The organism is Planctopirus hydrillae, assembly GCF_001707835.1.
GTDB classification, from domain to species: domain Bacteria; phylum Planctomycetota; class Planctomycetia; order Planctomycetales; family Planctomycetaceae; genus Planctopirus; species Planctopirus hydrillae.
The window spans coordinates 249425-265595 of record NZ_LYDR01000063.1; the positions used below are offsets into that span (position 1 = coordinate 249425).

Below are 16171 nucleotides of genomic sequence, written 5' to 3' on the forward strand. Positions count from 1 at the left end.
GCATTCTGCCAGGACGCAGTGCCGTCCCCACAGAAAAGTGCGGGAAATTTGGCCCATTGGTCGAGTTCACAACATCAATTCGACAAACTCACACGGCGAAAACATCGAATTGCCGGAACCTTCTCAAGACTTACCCGCCGATGAGCTCCCCCACTTTCAGAGAACTTCCGCCTGCATCCCCTGAGAGCGGAGCCCGCAAACAGGCGGGAATTGAGTTCATCCTCTGCACTCTTCTACTGGATATATTAGGGATTGGACTGATTATTCCGGTTCTACCGGATCTCGTGAAAATGCTGGCTGGGAAGGACAATTCGGACTCATCCCTGTGGTTCGGCTCACTGATTACGGCCTACGCCACAATGCAGTTTCTATTCGCGCCACTGATCGGTGCGCTTTCCGATCGGTTTGGTCGCCGACCAGTGCTGCTGACAAGTATCGCAGTCCTGACATTCGATTTTTTGCTGACAGCTTTTGCACCCAATCTCTGGTGGTTACTTGTGGCTCGCATTCTTTCGGGAATGACCGCCGCCAACATTACAGCAGCCAGTGCCTATATTGCGGACATCAGTGACGAAACAACCCGCGTGCGAAATTTTGGTCTTGCGGGCGCAATGCTTGGTCTTGGATTTGTCCTGGGCCCACTCTTAGGAGGATTCGCTGGCAGTTACAGTTCGAGGTTACCGTTTCTACTGGCAGCACTGTTATCGGCCATCAACTTTCTTTATGGCTGGCTGGTTCTGCCAGAATCCTTACCCGCCCACGCACGTCACTGGCCACGCAGATCGTCGTTCTTTCCGGGAACATCACTGCGGTCGCTGCGCGTCGAGCCTGTAGTTTTTGGATTGGCAATCGCCTATTTCTGTGTCAGTTTTGGAGAAATGACCCTACGTGCGACGTGGATTCTGTTCACTGAAGAACGATTTCATTGGGATGCCTTTCAGAATGGACTGGCCCTTTCGTTGGTGGGTCTGATGTCGGCCTTTGTTCAGGCAGTACTTCTCCGCAGACTCAACAACCGGTTTGGAGAACGAGCCGTTCTGCTCACTGGACTTTTCATTTCGATGCTGGCGTATATCGGCTATGCATTGGCAACCCGCAGCGAGATGATGTTCGCGATCATCATGCTCAGTTCCCTGGGTGGAATCTCCGGGCCAACGGCTCAATCGATTATTGCCAAACGTGTTGATCCGAAAACTCAAGGACAAGTGCAGGGGGCGCTCTCGAGCATTGCCAGCCTGACCGCCATTCTGGCACCACCGCTCGGAACAGGAACCTTCTGGTACTTTTCCCACGCTCCGCAATCGCTTTACTTCCCGGGAATCCCCTTCGTAATCGCTGCAATCTTTGCATTCCTGGCTCTGCTCATTACCGCCTGGGTCACACAGTCAATCTCGACATTTCATCAAGTGACAGACCCGATCCGCTATTCATCACCGGCTGGGAAAATTTGAGTTCACCAAGCAGGTTGCGAAGAGCACGAAAAGAGCGGTAAGGACAATTCCGTTGTCCTTACCGCTCGCTGCCATCTTAAATTCAGTATGTCGATCGCTCAAACAACAGAGCTGATGATTATTCAACATCCATCTCGGCGGCAATCAAATCGTCATAGGTCTCACGACGACGGACCACCTGCACGTGACCTTTATCAACGAGCAATTCAACCGCACGAGGGCGGGAGTTGTAGTTGCTGCTCATGGATGTCCCATAAGCACCTGCACTGAAAATGCTGATCAGATCGCCGCGTTCTACTGGCGGCAGATAACGTCCTTTCGCAAAGTAATCGCCCGATTCACAGACCGGGCCAACGACGTCGCAAGCTTCGCATCCGTCAATCTCGCCTTCATAGTTGGCTGGTTCGGCTGCAGCCTTCACTGGCCAGATTTTGTGGAAGGCATCGTACATCGCAGGACGCATGAGATCGTTCATAGCCGCATCCTGAATCACGAAGAGCTTGCCACCTTCCCGTTTGGTGTAGACCACTTCGCTGACGAGAATACCGGCATTGCCAGTGATGAACCGGCCAGGCTCCAAAGCGAGCTGCACACCCATTTCCTGCACGGCTGGTACAATCACTTTGGCATATTCCGAAGCCGGCAAGCCTTCGCTTCCCCGATAACTGATGCCAAACCCGCCACCCAGATTCACCCAGCCAATCTCATGTCCACGTGCACGAAGATCGCGCGTCACTTCAATGGCCTTCTGCCCAGCCAGTTCGTAGGGTTCTGTCGTCAGAATAGGAGAACCCAGATGCATGTGAATCCCGACGAGTTTTAACCGAGGCGTCTTCAAAACTTTGTCGGCCAGTTCAAAGACCCGTTCGATATCCATCCCGAATTTGTTGCCCTTTTTGCCCGTGGTGGTTTTCGCATGGGTTTTGGCATCGATATCAGGATTCAGGCGTAACGCCACGGGAGCAATGACCCCCATTTTTTCCGCCACTGCAGCAATGGCATCAAGTTCTGGTTCACTTTCGACATCGAACATCAGAATCTGATTTTCGAGAGCTAGCTGAATCTCGGCATCTGTCTTGCCGACACCTGCAAACACCACTTTGGCAGTATCGGCCCCGGCTTTCTTCACGCGGTAAAGTTCGCCACCAGAAACCACATCGAAGCTGCTCCCGGCATCCCGCATCACCTTGAGAATTCCCAGGTTCGAGTTCGCCTTGACTGAGAAGCAGATGACAGGATTAACACCAGCAAAAGCCTGTTGAATCTGCCCCAGTTGATGCAGCAGCATGGCCTTGGAGTAAATCCAGCAGGGGGTACCAAAGTCGCGGGCAATTCGAGAAACAGGGATCTCTTCGCAAAACAATTCACCATCACGGTATTGGAAAGGATTCATTACAACGTCACTTAATTATTGGAGGTATCTGTTAGATGGAAGTGTCAGTCGATGAACAGATTGGCCGGTGAGCCGAACATCGTTCATGGTTTAACGGGAAAACTGTTGCATATCGAGCAGTGGTCTTTGCCCGGGGGTGGCAAGGAATTGAATCCTCGAATCAGCGCCTGTTTAGACGCGTGAGGCGAGGAGTTCGGCAATCTGGATCGCGTTGGTCGCGGCCCCTTTTCGCAGGTTATCACTCACACACCAGAAGGAGAGTCCATTGGGGTGAGAAAGATCCTGGCGAATTCGCCCCACAAAGACCTGATCGCTTCCTGTGCAGGAGTGCGGCATCGGATAACCACCATGCTCTGGTGTATCGATAACCGTAATCCCTGGAAAGCTGCTGAAGAGTTCTTTGGCCTTCTCGACAGAGATATGCCTCTCGGTTTCGACCAGGATGGTCTCACTGTGACAGTTGGCAACGGGAATACGTACACAGGTCGGACACACTTGGATTGATTCATCACCCATGATTTTACGAGTTTCGTAGACCATTTTGAGCTCTTCGCTCGTGTAGCCATTCTCTTTGAAACCACCAATCTGCGGGATGGCATTAAAGGCAATCGGCGACTTGAAAGCTTTTTGTTCGTACTTTTCGTGCTCTAACGTAGCGCGAGTGGCACCAATCAGGTCATCGATCCCTTGAACTCCTGCGCCACTGACTGCCTGATAGGTGCTGACGACCACGCGCTTGACCTTCGCAAAGTCGTGCAACGGCTTAAGTGCCACCACCATCTGCGTGGTCGAGCAGTTCGGGCTGGCAATGATTCCTTTGGCATCGAGTGCTGCCTGAGGATTGACCTCGGGAATCACCAGTGCCACGTCGGGATTCATCCGGAAGTAGCCCGATTCATCGATCACTTTGCAACCAGCAGCCACCGCAGCGGGAAGAAACTCGGCAGCGACTTCATCCGGCGTGCTGGCAATCACCAGATCAACACCCTGGAAAGCGGCGGGTTCAAGAAGTTCAATCGTATGCTCGACACCTTTGAACGTGATTTTGGTACCCACACTTCGGGCAGAAGCCAGAAACTTATACTTGCGTGCCAGATCGGGCCTCTGTTCCAGAAGACCCACCATGATCCGACCCACAGCCCCCGTTGCTCCAACCAATGCAAGTGTGCCAAACACGACAATTTCCCTCTGCGTTACAGATAAGCGATCACAAAAACCGACAAGGCTGTGCTCCGCCTCCATTTGTCAGGCGAAGCACAGATATTCATATCTCCAGCATCTCCCAAGATCATAACCCGGCGTGACACGCTTGCCGAGTGCTGCCCGTGGGCCACTCTCCGCGATCCGCGGGAATCGATTCACCGCCAGACTTCCCCTCAAAATCCGCATTCAAGATCACGTCCTTGAGAATTCTCCCGACCCGAGCCGCCACAAACTCCAGAACACATTACACCACAACACGTTACATCTTTACCGAGCAGAGTCGCAGTCTGCTGCACCAGTTGACTATCATATGATCTAAGACCTCGGATCAGATTTCGACGTCGGAAATCGAACAAACTTTTTGCTTGAGAACGAAAGATCGCAATGCGAGTGCTGGTCGTCGGACAAGGTGGTCGTGAACATGCGCTGGTTTACCAACTCAAGCGTTCCCCCTCTGTCACCGAAGTTTACTGTGCCCCTGGAAACCCTGGAACCGGCATCGATGCCACCAATGTCTTCATACAGGCCACAGATACCGCCAAACTCGTTGAGTTCGCGATTAAGAACAAAATTGATCTCACGGTCGTCGGACCCGAGATTCCGCTGGTCAACGGCCTCGTTGATGAGTTTCTGAAAAACGACCTGAAAATCTTCGGCCCCACGAAAAAAGCTGCCGAGTTGGAGGGCAGCAAAAAGTTCGCCAAGGAAATCATGAAGAAGGCCGGCGTCCCTACGGCAGACTTCCGTGTCTTTTCCAATGCCGCCGAAGCGATTTCTTATGTTGATGAGCGAACCGACGAACGCTGCGTTGTCAAAGCCGATGGACTGGCTGCCGGCAAAGGTGTGGTGGTCTGCCAATCCAAAGCCGAAGCCCGCGAAGTGATTAAGAAAATGCTGGTGCAGAAGCAGTTTGGCACTGCCAGCCAGCAGATTGTGGTCGAAGATTGCCTGATTGGTGAAGAGGCCAGCATTCTGGCTCTGGTCGATGGTTCAACCATCGTCCCGCTGGAATCGGCTCAGGATCATAAAGCCGCTCATGATGGTGACACCGGCCCCAACACGGGCGGCATGGGGGCCTACAGCCCAGCTCCGATCGTGACATCTGAACTGACAGACATCGTCGTCGAAAAAGTTCTCGTGCCGATTGTACATGAGATGAAGCGGGAAGGGCGGCCATTCCGTGGCTGCCTGTATGCCGGCATCATGGTCACTGCCCAGGGCCCGCGTGTCCTGGAGTTCAATGTTCGTTTTGGCGACCCGGAAACTCAGGCTGTCCTCATGCGGCTCAAAAGCGATCTCGGGCAGGTGCTGCTCGCTTGTGCCTCAGGAACGCTCGATCAACTTGAACCTCTGGAATGGGATCCGCGCCCATCCGTCTGCGTGGTGATGGCGGCCGAAGGTTATCCAGGGGATTACAGCAAAGGGAAGCCGATTCGTGGACTTGATGAGGCGGGCGGACTTCCCGATGTGAAGGTTTTCCATGCAGGAACCAAAATCACGGGCGAGCATGTCGTTACCGATGGGGGAAGAGTGCTCGGTGTCACCGCCGTTGGTGACGATTTACCACAAGCCAAACTGCACGCCTACCAGGCAGTCAAATGCATCCGCTGGGACGGCGCCTGGTGCCGCAAAGATATTTCGGATAAGGCGATTCGCAAGGGTTTGAAGTCATAAGAATGAGCTCGAAATCGGGAGTTCCTTCCGAGAATGGCTGGCAATCAACTCTTCAATCAGAGTCTGTACCCACAAAGTAGCTGCCGACTGAAGACCATTGCATCGGCTCTTAATGGATTCAGAAGTCTATTCATTAAGTGCGATGGTGGAGTTCTATTTTTTCCACTTGTTGATCGTCGTTTTTCGATAAACCGGTTGACTCAGGGCACTGGCTCGTTTTACGGTCAATAGACGATCTTCGGGTGAGGAAGCTGCTCAACGAGCCCGTGAGTGAATTGTCCAAACCGGGTATCTCCTCGTGAGATCTCCTGACTTTTGCAGGAGATCCTGTGGATTTCCCCTGCCGATTCTTTACTGACTCAAGGATGTCCCGCCGCATGAGACCTGCCGAAACTTCGATGCCCAGCGCCACGTTCATTTTTCCCACAAGACAATTGCTCCACCTGACCTGTGCCATCCTGCTGGCTGTGCTTCCTGCAGGCATATCAATTGCTGCAGAAGACGCACCGGCCCCGTCGAATACTTCACCGATCGGCGTCGACCCGTTCCAGCAGATTGACAGTTTGCTCCCCACACCCACGGAATCGCGCCTGGCATCCGGCGCACCTGGCCCGGCCTACTGGCAGCAGAAGGCCAGTTACAAAGTCGATGTGACACTCGATGAGGATAAGCGTCGCCTCAAAGGGTTCGAACGCGTCCATTATGAGAATAACTCGCCGCATTCGCTCAGTTATCTCTGGCTGCAGTTACAACCGGACACTTATACGCCCGACTCTCCCGCTACGCTGACCCGAACCTGGTCAGACAATGGGAGTGTCAGTATTGGTGATCTGCAGCGAGCTCTCACACCTGAGACTTTTGCAGGTGGCATGATCATTTCTGGAGTGAAAGATGCGACTGGTAAGCCTCTCAAAACGATGATTCATCAAGGGCTGTTGAAAATCGAGTTGCCGGCACCACTGGCCCCGCGCAGCAGTTTTGACTTTGAACTGGCATGGGAGTACGCCATCAACGACATCAAGCTTTTGCCAGGCCGCACAGGCTACGAGATGCTTGATGATGGAAACGCCATCTATGGCCTGGCTTACTGGTATCCTCGCATGTGTGCCTACACTGATTACGGCGGGTGGCGCACTAAACAGTTCATCGGACGCGGCGAGTTTACCGTCGAGTTTGGTGATTACGACGTCACCATTCATGTCCCCGCCGATCATGCAGTGGCCGCGACTGGTGAGCTCATGAATCCCGAGGAAGCATTGACACCCGAACAGCGTGAGCGTCTCAAAAAGTCAGATACCTCGGATGCTCCGGTATTTATCGTTACCAAAGACGAAGCCGAAGCCAAACGGAAGGTCAAAACTTTCCCGCAACATAAGGCCTGGCGATTCAAGGCAGAGAACGTTCGCGACTTTGCTTTCGCCACCTCTCGCACGTTTGTCGTCGATGCCTGGGGTGTTCCACTGAATGGGCGAACTGTCCGTTGTATGTCGCTGTATCCGAAAGAAGGGATGCCACTCTGGGATAAATACGCCACACATTCAGTGGCCCAGGCGATTGAAGTTTATTCCGAAGTGACAGGTATTCCTTACCCGTGGCCGCATTGCACTGCCGTGATGGGAATTGTCAGCGGTGGGATGGAATACCCGATGATCAACTTCAATTCCCCCAAGCCCGAGAAGGATGGCACTTATACCGAAACCGTTAAAAATCGATTGATTTCAGTCATCATCCACGAGACGGGGCATAACTGGTTCCCGATGATCATCAATAACGATGAGCGGCACTGGATGTGGCTTGATGAAGGTTTCAACCAGTTCGTGCAAGGGTTTGCCGAACGGGCCTGGAAGCGTCGCCTGGGGAAATCAGGCGAGCCATCGAAAATCACAGAGTATCTCGTGAACCCGGCACACCAACCCATCATGACTCAGCCGGACAATCTCAAAGATGTGGGCCGTAACGCGTATGCCAAGACATCAACAGGTCTGACCATGCTGCGGGAAACCATTCTGGGTCGGGAGGTATTTGATGCGGCATTTAAGGAATATTGCCGTCGGTGGGCGTTTAAACGTCCAGAACCTGCCGATTTCTTCCGCACCATGGAAGATGCATCTGGTTTCGACCTCGACTGGTTCTGGCGCGGGTGGTTCTTTTCCACTTCGAGTAACGATGTGGAAGTTCTGGCCGTCACACGACGTCTCCTGCAGACAGGTGATCCCGCTAAAGACAAAGAGCGCGACGACCGCAAAGAAGCCAAACTCCCACCAAGCCTGACGGAAGAGCGGGATGCGAACCTGGCGAAGCGCGTCGACAAGTATGACATGCTCAAAGACTTCTACGACACCTACGACCCGCATGCGATCACCGAGAAAAAAGTTGATCGTTATCAGAAGTTTATGGAACGACTCACTCCCGAGGAGAAGGCCACACTCGCTAATCATCAACTGCTCTACGAAGTCCGAATCCGCAACAATGGTGAATTGCCAATGCCTCTGATTCTGCAGTTGGAGTTTGATGATGGCTCGAAAGAAATCCGCAGATATCCTGCAGAAATCTGGCGGCTGGATGGCGCTGAGTTTTCCAAACTGCTCATTACAGCCAAGCCACTCAAGTCGGTCATGGCCGATCCCTATAACGAGACGGCGGATATCAACTACAGCAACAACCGCTTTCCGCGAACCATTGCTGAAACGGATCTGACAATCACCAAGCCCACCTCAGGAGAACCTCGAACCCCGCGTCCGGGAACCCCCAATACGCCTGCCAGTGCAGCACCCTCAAGCGATGCCAGCAATCCGATGCGTGAGCATCAGGAAGAACTTCGCCGTAAAGAACAGGCGGCTAAAAAGGCAGAAAAGAAACCTGATTCTGCCGAAGCGAAGCCTGAGCAGAAGTAACTATTGGCTTCGTCCAGGAGCACCACTTAGAACCGAGCCATCGACGTTCAGGCGTCCTGCTTGATCCTCATTCAGCACGAATCTGCATCATGATTGTCATGGTGCGATTCGTGCTGTCATTTTGGACTCAATGATTTACGCCAATCATTCCTGAAACGCGATCAATCACAAACGATGCCCCATGGGCACATGTGCATAAAGCTCATCAACAAGATCAATTTCACAACACCTGCTTCTCAATGGAACGGACGAAAGGTAACGTGCCTGATCATTCGGTGATGCGCCCTCACCGGGATGACGAGCTCAGATTGTCGTGGTTTTTGGCATTTGGCCTGGAACTTGACGGATTTGCGAGGGTTACTCAAGAGATGTCAGCTCATGGATTCGAAACAGCCGGGCAGGCACCAGAACTCCAGAAAAGTCTCGGGCCATGGACACTCTGGGGATTGGGCGTTGGCTATGTGATTGCTGGTGAGTATTTCGGCTGGAACATTGGTTTGCCCGCTGGTGGCACCGGCGGCTTACTGATTGCCTTTGTGCTGGTCACTATCCTTTACATCGCTTTTGTCTTCAGCTATGCCGAACTGGCTTGCGCATTACCAAAGGCGGGCGGTGGTTTTGTCTACGCACTCCGCGGGCTGGGGCCATTTGGCGGCTTCCTCACGGGAATTGCCCAACTGATTGAGTTTGTCTTTGCCCCACCAGCGATTGCGATGGCACTCGGGGCGTATGCGGTTACGAACTGGCCGGGCATTGACCCGAAGCTGGTCGCTGTCGGAGCACTCACCGCGTTCACGCTGCTCAATCTGGCAGGTGTGAAGCAAACGGCTCTCTTCGAACTGGTGGTGACGATACTGGCCGTCGGAGAGTTGCTGCTCTTTATGGGAGTGACTGCACCACATGTCCGTGCGGAGCATCTGCTGGCAAATGCCTGGCCCAGCGGCTGGACGGGAGTCATCGCTGCCTTACCTTTTGCTGTCTGGTTTTATCTGGCAATTGAAGGAGTTGCGAACGCCGCTGAGGAAACCAAAAACCCTCAGCGAAACGTACTGATTGGCTTTGGTACCGCCTTGGCCACACTGGTGTTTCTCGCTGGTGGAGTGCTGATTTGTGCTGTCGGTGTGGGTGGTTGGGAGCGAGTGGTTTATCATCCGGAGCAGGTTTCTGTGGTTGAAGGCTCCCTGATGATCGCAGAACCTGGCAAGATGTCCGATAGCCCGCTCCCCCTGGCTTTGGGCCAGATCATGCCCAGTACTCATCCGTTGTATCAACTTCTCATTGGGATTGGTGGCCTGGGGCTGATCTGCAGTTTAAATGGAATTATTTTTGCAGCAGGACGATCCATTTTTGAGATGGGCCGTGCGGGATATCTCCCCTCACGACTGGCAGCCATTCAGCCGCGAACTCACGCTCCCTGGAGCTCACTGCTTGCCAATTGGGGGCTGGGAACGCTGGCTGTATTGTTCTTTGATACAGCAGGTATGATCACGATCTCTGCGATGGGAGCAGCACTGCTCTACATTCTCTCGATGGAGGCTCTGGTGCAACTCCGCCGGAAGGAGCCGCATCTGCCACGTCCTTATCGGGTGCCATGTTATCCTTTCATGCCCCGGCTAGCTCAATGGCTATCGATCGTGCTGCTAATCGCCATGTTGTGGCAAAACCTGAATCTGGGTAACTGGAAAGCCTCGTTGAGCCTGCATTTTCTGATTTGTCTACTGCTGGCGACAAGTTACTACCTGTTGATCATTCGCCCCCGACTTGTCATCGTGCAAAATCCATCACAAATCACCCCGGAATTCCATAATCCAGGTCCTGGAGAACCAGGCGTCTGCGAACTGCGAGTCAATGATTAACCAATCCTGTGTCAGCCAATACCATGCCGATGAAATGAGTCCTTATGAGAATCTGGCGGAGTCATCTGGGTTCGACGACCTGGGTCTTTGAAGGTCTCGGTGAACTACTCGCCAAAGCCACCCCTCGCCGCTCAGGTGATGAACTGGCAGGTGTTGCTGCCCGCTCGGAAGAAGAGCGCGTTGCTGCCCGTATGGCACTGGCTGATGTTCGACTCTCCGACTTCCTGGGAGAGTCAATCATCGATCCCGAGATTGATGAGGTTTCTCGATTGATCATCGATGCTCATGATCCGGCGGCGTTTGATCCGATTCGCAGTCTCACAGTGGGTGAGTTTCGAGAATGGTTGCTCAAGTACGAAACCACTCCCGAGGTGCTCGCCAGTATTGCTGCTGGTATCACTCCGGAAATGGCGGCAGCCGTCAGCAAACTGATGCGTAATCAGGATCTGGTGCTGGTTGGCAGCAAATGCCAGGTCGTTACAAAATTCCGCAATACGATCGGACTTCCCGGCAGGCTTTCCGTCCGCTTACAACCTAACCATCCCACAGATGATCTGCGTGGAATCGCGGCCTCAATTCTCGATGGGTTATGTTACGCCTGCGGCGACGCGGTGATCGGAATCAATCCTGCAACTGATAATGTACCGCGAACGACAGAGCTGCTTAAACTCCTGTCTGACCTGATTGAGACACATGACATCCCTACACAATCGTGCGTTCTCGCCCATGTCACGACCACGATGCAGGTGATGGAACAGCGGGCTCCTGTCGATCTCGTCTTCCAATCGATTGCAGGAACTGAACAGGCCAATCGCAGTTTCGGAGTCTCATTGAAGATCCTTGATGAAGCGTGGCAAATGGCCAGAGAGCTTCGCCGCGGGACGATTGGCGACAATGTTATGTACTTTGAGACGGGACAAGGTTCTTGCCTCTCGGCAAGTGCCCACCATGGAATAGACCAGCAAACTCTCGAAGCGCGTGCCTATGCGGTCGCGCGTCGTTACCAGCCGTTATTAGTCAATACGGTCGTGGGGTTCATTGGCCCTGAGTACCTTTTCAACGGCAAACAAATCCTGCGGGCCAGTCTGGAAGATCATTTCTGTGGCAAGCTGCTGGGCCTCCCGATGGGATGCGACATCTGTTATACGAACCATGCTGATGCCGACCAGGATGACATGGATGGACTCCTTTCCATGCTGGGAATGGCGGGGGTGAACTACATCATGGGTGTTCCCGGAGCTGACGACATCATGCTCAATTACCAATCGACCTCATTCCATGACAGCCATTACCTGAGACAGACATTAAAACTCAGGCCGGCCCCTGAGTTTGAACGCTGGTTAATCGATATCGGGATCATGGATGAATCGGGGCGACTGGCACCGGTGACATTACAGCATCGACTGGCTCAGCATCTGAGACTTGGAATTTCTCCTTCCTAAACGAGTGCCACAATGGTCTCATCAGAAACACAGCCTGACGCCTGGTCCTCCTGGCAGGAACTGACTTCGGCACGAATTGCTCTTGGCCGTGCCGGGGGAAGTCTGCCGACGCGCGAATGGCTGAAGTTCAGCCTCGCACATGCCCGCGCCCGCGATGCTGTTCATGTCGAACTCGATAGCAAACGGCTCAGCGACGAAATGCAGTCTCTTGGCTGGGAAACAATCGTTGTGGCCTCGCAAGCTCATGATCGTACCGAAATGCTGCAAAGGCCAGATCGAGGTCGAAAACTCCGTCCTGATGATGCAATTCGACTCCAACAAATCGCCCGCACAGCAGCCCCAGGTCCCTCAGATCGATTTACTTTTGACCTGGCGATTCTCGTGGCGGATGGACTTTCAGCAGTGGCAGCACAAGCTCATGCAGTGGGGCTCTTGAAGAATCTTCTGCCACCATTACATGATCGCGGCTGGAGAATTTCACCGATTGTGATTGTTCATCAGGGGCGAGTTGCCCTGCAGGATGAGGCAGGTTCTTGCCTGAATGCCCGGCTCATTCTCTCTCTGATCGGAGAACGCCCGGGGTTAGGATCGCCGGATAGCCTGGGGGCCTACTTCGTTTATGAGCCCCGCCCGGGAAGAAACGATGCCCAGCGGAATTGCGTTTCTAATATCCGACCAGACGGACTACCGCTCCCCGCCGCTGCCGACACGTTGATTTACCTGTTAACAGCTTCGCATACCCGCCGCCTGAGTGGCGTTGACCTTAAAGATGACCGGGTTCTGCTGAAAGACGACTCCAATCCCATCAAGTCGATTGATAGTCCTCCAGAAATAACAGCAGGCCACTCATGACGCCTCATGAGCGGCCTGCTGTTCGCGAATGTTTTCGATAGAACTCGCCCTCAGCGATCAATTGTTAGATTACAGTTTGGGTTTCTGTAAGAGGACGTTGACCCCTTTTTTGTTCGAGAGAATGACATCCAACTGGCCGTCGGCGTTGAAATCGCGAATCTCGAATTGTGTGCCAATGCCAGTATCCAGACCGGCCCCAATCTCCCGCCGGACGAATTTTGGAGGCTGGCCTTTTTCGCGGATGATCTCATAAGTCAGCATGGCCACGGGTTCTCTTTCGCCAGGATCAGAACCATTATGAGCCCAGAAGCGTTTGCCCGTCACCAGATGAGGATTGCCATTGCCTTTGAGAGCCACCATCAGCAGTGCGTGTGTCTGTGAAACCGTGTCGTCGATCTTGTGAAAGACCATTTCTTTGCCGGCACCGGTGTTCTCAAACCACCAGACACCATACTTGTGGGCCGAGCTCATAATGACGTCATGATCACCATCCAGATCCAGATCAATCACATGGATATTGGCGGCGGGCAGGGGGGCACCATCTGGCTTTTCGGCGAGCTTCCATGGATGAAATGCCCAGAGAGAACCATCGAGCTTTTCCGGTTGTTCCCACCAGCCATGAGGGATGAGCACATCGGCTCGACCATCACCATTGAAGTCACCCGCGCCTAAGCCGTGATAATACTTAAAGGTTCCGTTCTGAGCGGGATCGCCGGGTTCACTGATAGGGACAAACTTCCAGCGTTCGCGAATTTTGTCGGCGGGAGGAATTTCGAGATACCCCATCTGCCGTTCAGGTTGTGAGCCCAGAACAAGTTCTGGTTTTCCATCACCCGTAATGTCTGTGAAGAGTACTGTTTCGTTGCAGGCACTCGTCCAGATCTCGTGTTTTTTCCAGTGACCTTCTGCATTCTGAGGATTCTCATACCACGAGAATGGATCACCCGGAAAACCGACGATGATCAGATCGTCCCAGCCATCACCACTAATATCGTGAGCGAATTCCACAAAGCACTGGCTGTAGCTGCCGTTCCATTTGTATTCACCAACCGGGCGAACTTCATGCTTTTTCCAATCCGGAGCGGCATACCAGTAATCTCCAGCAGCGACATCCATCAATCCATCATGATTGAAGTCGCCAGTCGCCACTCCCTCGGCACGGAATGTCTCATCGAGCTTGATGCGCGTCCAGTTGTCGTCAACCACAATTTCTGCGGCGTGGGCATCTCTCAGGACGAATGTCCCGCATGCCAGTAAAAAACACAAACTGAATACAACCTGGCGTACGATCACATGAGGACGTCGGCACATCTCAGAATCTCCCCACCGAACACATCAACAGTCTTTGATCCATATCTGTTGTAACCTCTTACTGGTGGGAATGTCCATTCTATCGATTGATCAAATGTGTGAACGACGACCTTGATAATCCCCCGCAAGGGGTCGTTATTCCTCGATCGAATTCAGTCCGCGACAGGCCCATATTCCGGCAGCCATTGACTGGCTTCAATTCGGGCAATGAGTTCAGGTCTGGTTGTTACGGGGGCCACACCAGCCCGTTGTGCTTCCATTCCGACGGCTTCGGCAATAGCACGGGCGACCGATCGTACTTCGGAAAGTGGCGGGAGGAGCGAGCCTGCAGTGTCTTTAAGAGCTGGCGAATGTTCGCCCAGTGCCCGCGCTGCCGCGAGCATCATCCCGTCGGTCACTCGCGTGGCTTTTGAGGCCACTACCCCCAGCCCAACCGCAGGAAAAATGAATACATTATTGCACTGGGCAATTGGAATTGTCCGCCCATCCCACACAACTGGGGCATAAGGTGAACCCGTTGCTACCAGAGCCCGGCCATTTGTCCAACGGAGCAGATCTTCCGGGCAGGCTTCAGATCGCGACGTGGGATTCGAGAGTGGCAGAATCACGGGTCGATCGACCTTGCTCGCCATCTCGCGAACGATCGGTTCCTTAAACGCCCCTCCCACCGTGGAAAGACCAATCAGAATCGTCGCCTCGATCTGCTGAATCACATCAGCCAGACCGATGGCACCTTGGGCCGTCTTTGGCCAATTGAGCAACTTTGCGGAATCCTGGGCATATACCTGTTGTTCGGGTGAAAGATCATGCCGATCGGAGTGCAACAACCCGTCTTTATCGACCATCCAGAACCGCTGCCGCGCTTCGGCTTCCGATAATCCGTCCTGCACTAAAGCCGCCCTCAGATAATCGGCCACACCGACAGCAGCCGAACCGGCACCGAGAAACACAATCTGCTGCTCATGCAATGGTTTTCCTGTGACACCCACAGCCCCCATCACAGCCCCCAGAGCGACAGCCGCTGTTCCTTGGATATCGTCATTGAACGTCAGCAACTTGCTGGCATAACGCTCAAGAATGGGCCTCGCATGCGGGGTCGCAAAGTCTTCCCATTGCAGGCACACCTGCGGCAACTCCTGTTGAACCGCTTTGACGAATTGATCAATAAAGTCGAAATACGCCTGCCCCGAAATGCGTTCGTGTCGCCAGCCAATGTACTCCGGATCTTTGAGTCGCTCGGCATTGTTCGTGCCCACATCAAGCACAATGGGCAATGTCCGCTCAGGGCGAATTCCACCAATCAGCGTGTAGAGCGAAAGTTTTCCAATGGGAATTCCCAGCCCGCCAGCCCCTTGATCACCAATCCCGAGAATTCGTTCTCCATCCGTCACCACAATGACGTCTACATCCGAGTAAGGCCTGCTGCGGAGGAGCGCGCCAATCGAATCTCGCATCGGATACGAAATAAACAATCCTCGCGGTCGGCGATAGATATGACTGAAGAGCTGGCAGGCCTGCCCGACAACAGGCGTATAGACGATTGGGAGCATCTCTTCAATATGCTCCAACAACAGCCTGTAAAACAGCACCTCGTTCGTATCCTGCAGCGCCCGAAGGTAAATATGCCGTTCGAGATCATCGTCTTTCCGCTGATAGGCCTCGTACACCCGCTGAACCTGTTCGTCGAGACTCTCGATGTGCGGAGGGAGCAGGCCATGCAGCCCGAAGCGATCTCGCTCCTGGATACTGAATGCGGTTCCTTTATTGAAGGCAGGATCACTCATGACTCGAAACGGGAAGGAATGACCCATTCCTGGAGATGGCACAGGTGGCACGTCACTCGACATGGGAATCACTCGCTTCTAATGCCTGAGAGCTGAATGACTCGAAAGGCACTTGGGATTTGTCGTTCATACGAAATCAATGCTGTCCCGGCACAATAGAGAGCCAGATTTTCAGGAGCAATCCCTTCTTGAAAATTGCCAGCAAAATCTGAGCCACAGGTCTCGAAGATGTGTGGAATTGTGCATTGATCTTGACCCGTCATTCGGAAGCGTAGACAAATGGTGAACTCGTCAGGAGGACGAGCGGTCGT

At 53.4% G+C, this 16171-nt stretch carries 10 protein-coding genes; 6 read left to right on the plus strand and 4 right to left on the minus strand.

Features of this window, described 5'->3' with window-relative positions; genetic code table 11:
* Positions 1–140: 140 nt before the first annotated feature.
* On the plus strand, positions 141–1451 hold the full coding sequence (locus A6X21_RS08490) for a TCR/Tet family MFS transporter (RefSeq protein WP_131818251.1): 1311 nt from the start codon (positions 141–143) through the stop codon (positions 1449–1451).
* A gap of 118 nt (positions 1452–1569) precedes the next feature.
* Here the strand turns inward: A6X21_RS08490 and lysA are convergent, their stop codons facing one another.
* Both lysA and A6X21_RS08500 read right to left on the minus strand, forming a co-directional pair.
* Positions 1570–2844 carry a diaminopimelate decarboxylase gene (gene lysA / locus A6X21_RS08495; protein WP_068847153.1) on the minus strand — a complete coding sequence of 425 codons (1275 nt, stop codon included), beginning with the start codon at positions 2842–2844 and terminating at the stop codon, positions 1570–1572.
* A gap of 171 nt (positions 2845–3015) precedes the next feature.
* A complete protein-coding gene (locus A6X21_RS08500) occupies positions 3016–4020 on the minus strand; it encodes an aspartate-semialdehyde dehydrogenase (protein ID WP_068847470.1) in 1005 nt (334 codons plus the stop codon).
* Positions 4021–4431: 411 nt separating this feature from the next.
* Here A6X21_RS08500 and purD point away from each other — a divergent pair, with 411 nt between their 5' ends.
* From purD to eutC, 5 genes are all read left to right on the plus strand, one after another.
* Positions 4432–5721, plus strand: a complete 1290-nt coding sequence (purD, locus tag A6X21_RS08505; RefSeq protein ID WP_068847154.1) for a phosphoribosylamine--glycine ligase — start codon at positions 4432–4434, stop codon at positions 5719–5721.
* 377 nt (positions 5722–6098) lie between these two features.
* A complete protein-coding gene (locus A6X21_RS08510) occupies positions 6099–8615 on the plus strand; it encodes a M1 family metallopeptidase (RefSeq protein WP_068847155.1) in 2517 nt (838 codons plus the stop codon).
* A gap of 368 nt (positions 8616–8983) precedes the next feature.
* Positions 8984–10471 (plus strand): ethanolamine permease, encoded by a 1488-nt coding sequence (gene eat, locus A6X21_RS08515; RefSeq protein ID WP_068847472.1) that lies wholly within the window; start codon positions 8984–8986, stop codon positions 10469–10471.
* 44 nt (positions 10472–10515) lie between these two features.
* A complete protein-coding gene (locus A6X21_RS08520; RefSeq protein ID WP_068847156.1) occupies positions 10516–11913 on the plus strand; it encodes an ethanolamine ammonia-lyase subunit EutB in 1398 nt (465 codons plus the stop codon).
* Between the two features lie 12 nt (positions 11914–11925).
* Positions 11926–12765 carry an ethanolamine ammonia-lyase subunit EutC gene (eutC, locus tag A6X21_RS08525; protein ID WP_068847157.1) on the plus strand — a complete coding sequence of 280 codons (840 nt, stop codon included), beginning with the start codon at positions 11926–11928 and terminating at the stop codon, positions 12763–12765.
* A 69-nt stretch (positions 12766–12834) separates the two neighbouring features.
* On the opposite strand, the gene A6X21_RS08530 is transcribed toward eutC, so the two are convergent.
* A complete protein-coding gene (locus tag A6X21_RS08530; protein ID WP_068847158.1) occupies positions 12835–14076 on the minus strand; it encodes an FG-GAP repeat domain-containing protein in 1242 nt (413 codons plus the stop codon).
* A 152-nt stretch (positions 14077–14228) separates the two neighbouring features.
* On the minus strand, positions 14229–15923 hold the full coding sequence (locus tag A6X21_RS08535; RefSeq protein ID WP_240490205.1) for an NAD-dependent malic enzyme: 1695 nt from the start codon (positions 15921–15923) through the stop codon (positions 14229–14231).
* Positions 15924–16171: the final 248 nt, after the last annotated feature.

Bases quoted from the DNA above. Each gene is read 5' to 3' on its own strand.
- lysA (WP_068847153.1), bottom strand. From the start codon at position 2,844: ATGAATCCTTTCCAATACCGTGATGGTGAATTGTTTTGCGAAGAGATC.
- A6X21_RS08510 (WP_068847155.1), top strand. From the start codon at position 6,099: ATGAGACCTGCCGAAACTTCGATGCCCAGCGCCACGTTCATTTTTCCC.
- eutC (WP_068847157.1), top strand. From the start codon at position 11,926: ATGGTCTCATCAGAAACACAGCCTGACGCCTGGTCCTCCTGGCAGGAA.
- eat (WP_068847472.1), top strand. From the start codon at position 8,984: ATGTCAGCTCATGGATTCGAAACAGCCGGGCAGGCACCAGAACTCCAG.
- A6X21_RS08535 (WP_240490205.1), bottom strand. From the start codon at position 15,923: ATGTCGAGTGACGTGCCACCTGTGCCATCTCCAGGAATGGGTCATTCC.
- A6X21_RS08490 (WP_131818251.1), top strand. From the start codon at position 141: ATGAGCTCCCCCACTTTCAGAGAACTTCCGCCTGCATCCCCTGAGAGC.
- A6X21_RS08530 (WP_068847158.1), bottom strand. From the start codon at position 14,076: ATGTGCCGACGTCCTCATGTGATCGTACGCCAGGTTGTATTCAGTTTG.
- A6X21_RS08520 (WP_068847156.1), top strand. From the start codon at position 10,516: ATGAGAATCTGGCGGAGTCATCTGGGTTCGACGACCTGGGTCTTTGAA.
- purD (WP_068847154.1), top strand. From the start codon at position 4,432: ATGCGAGTGCTGGTCGTCGGACAAGGTGGTCGTGAACATGCGCTGGTT.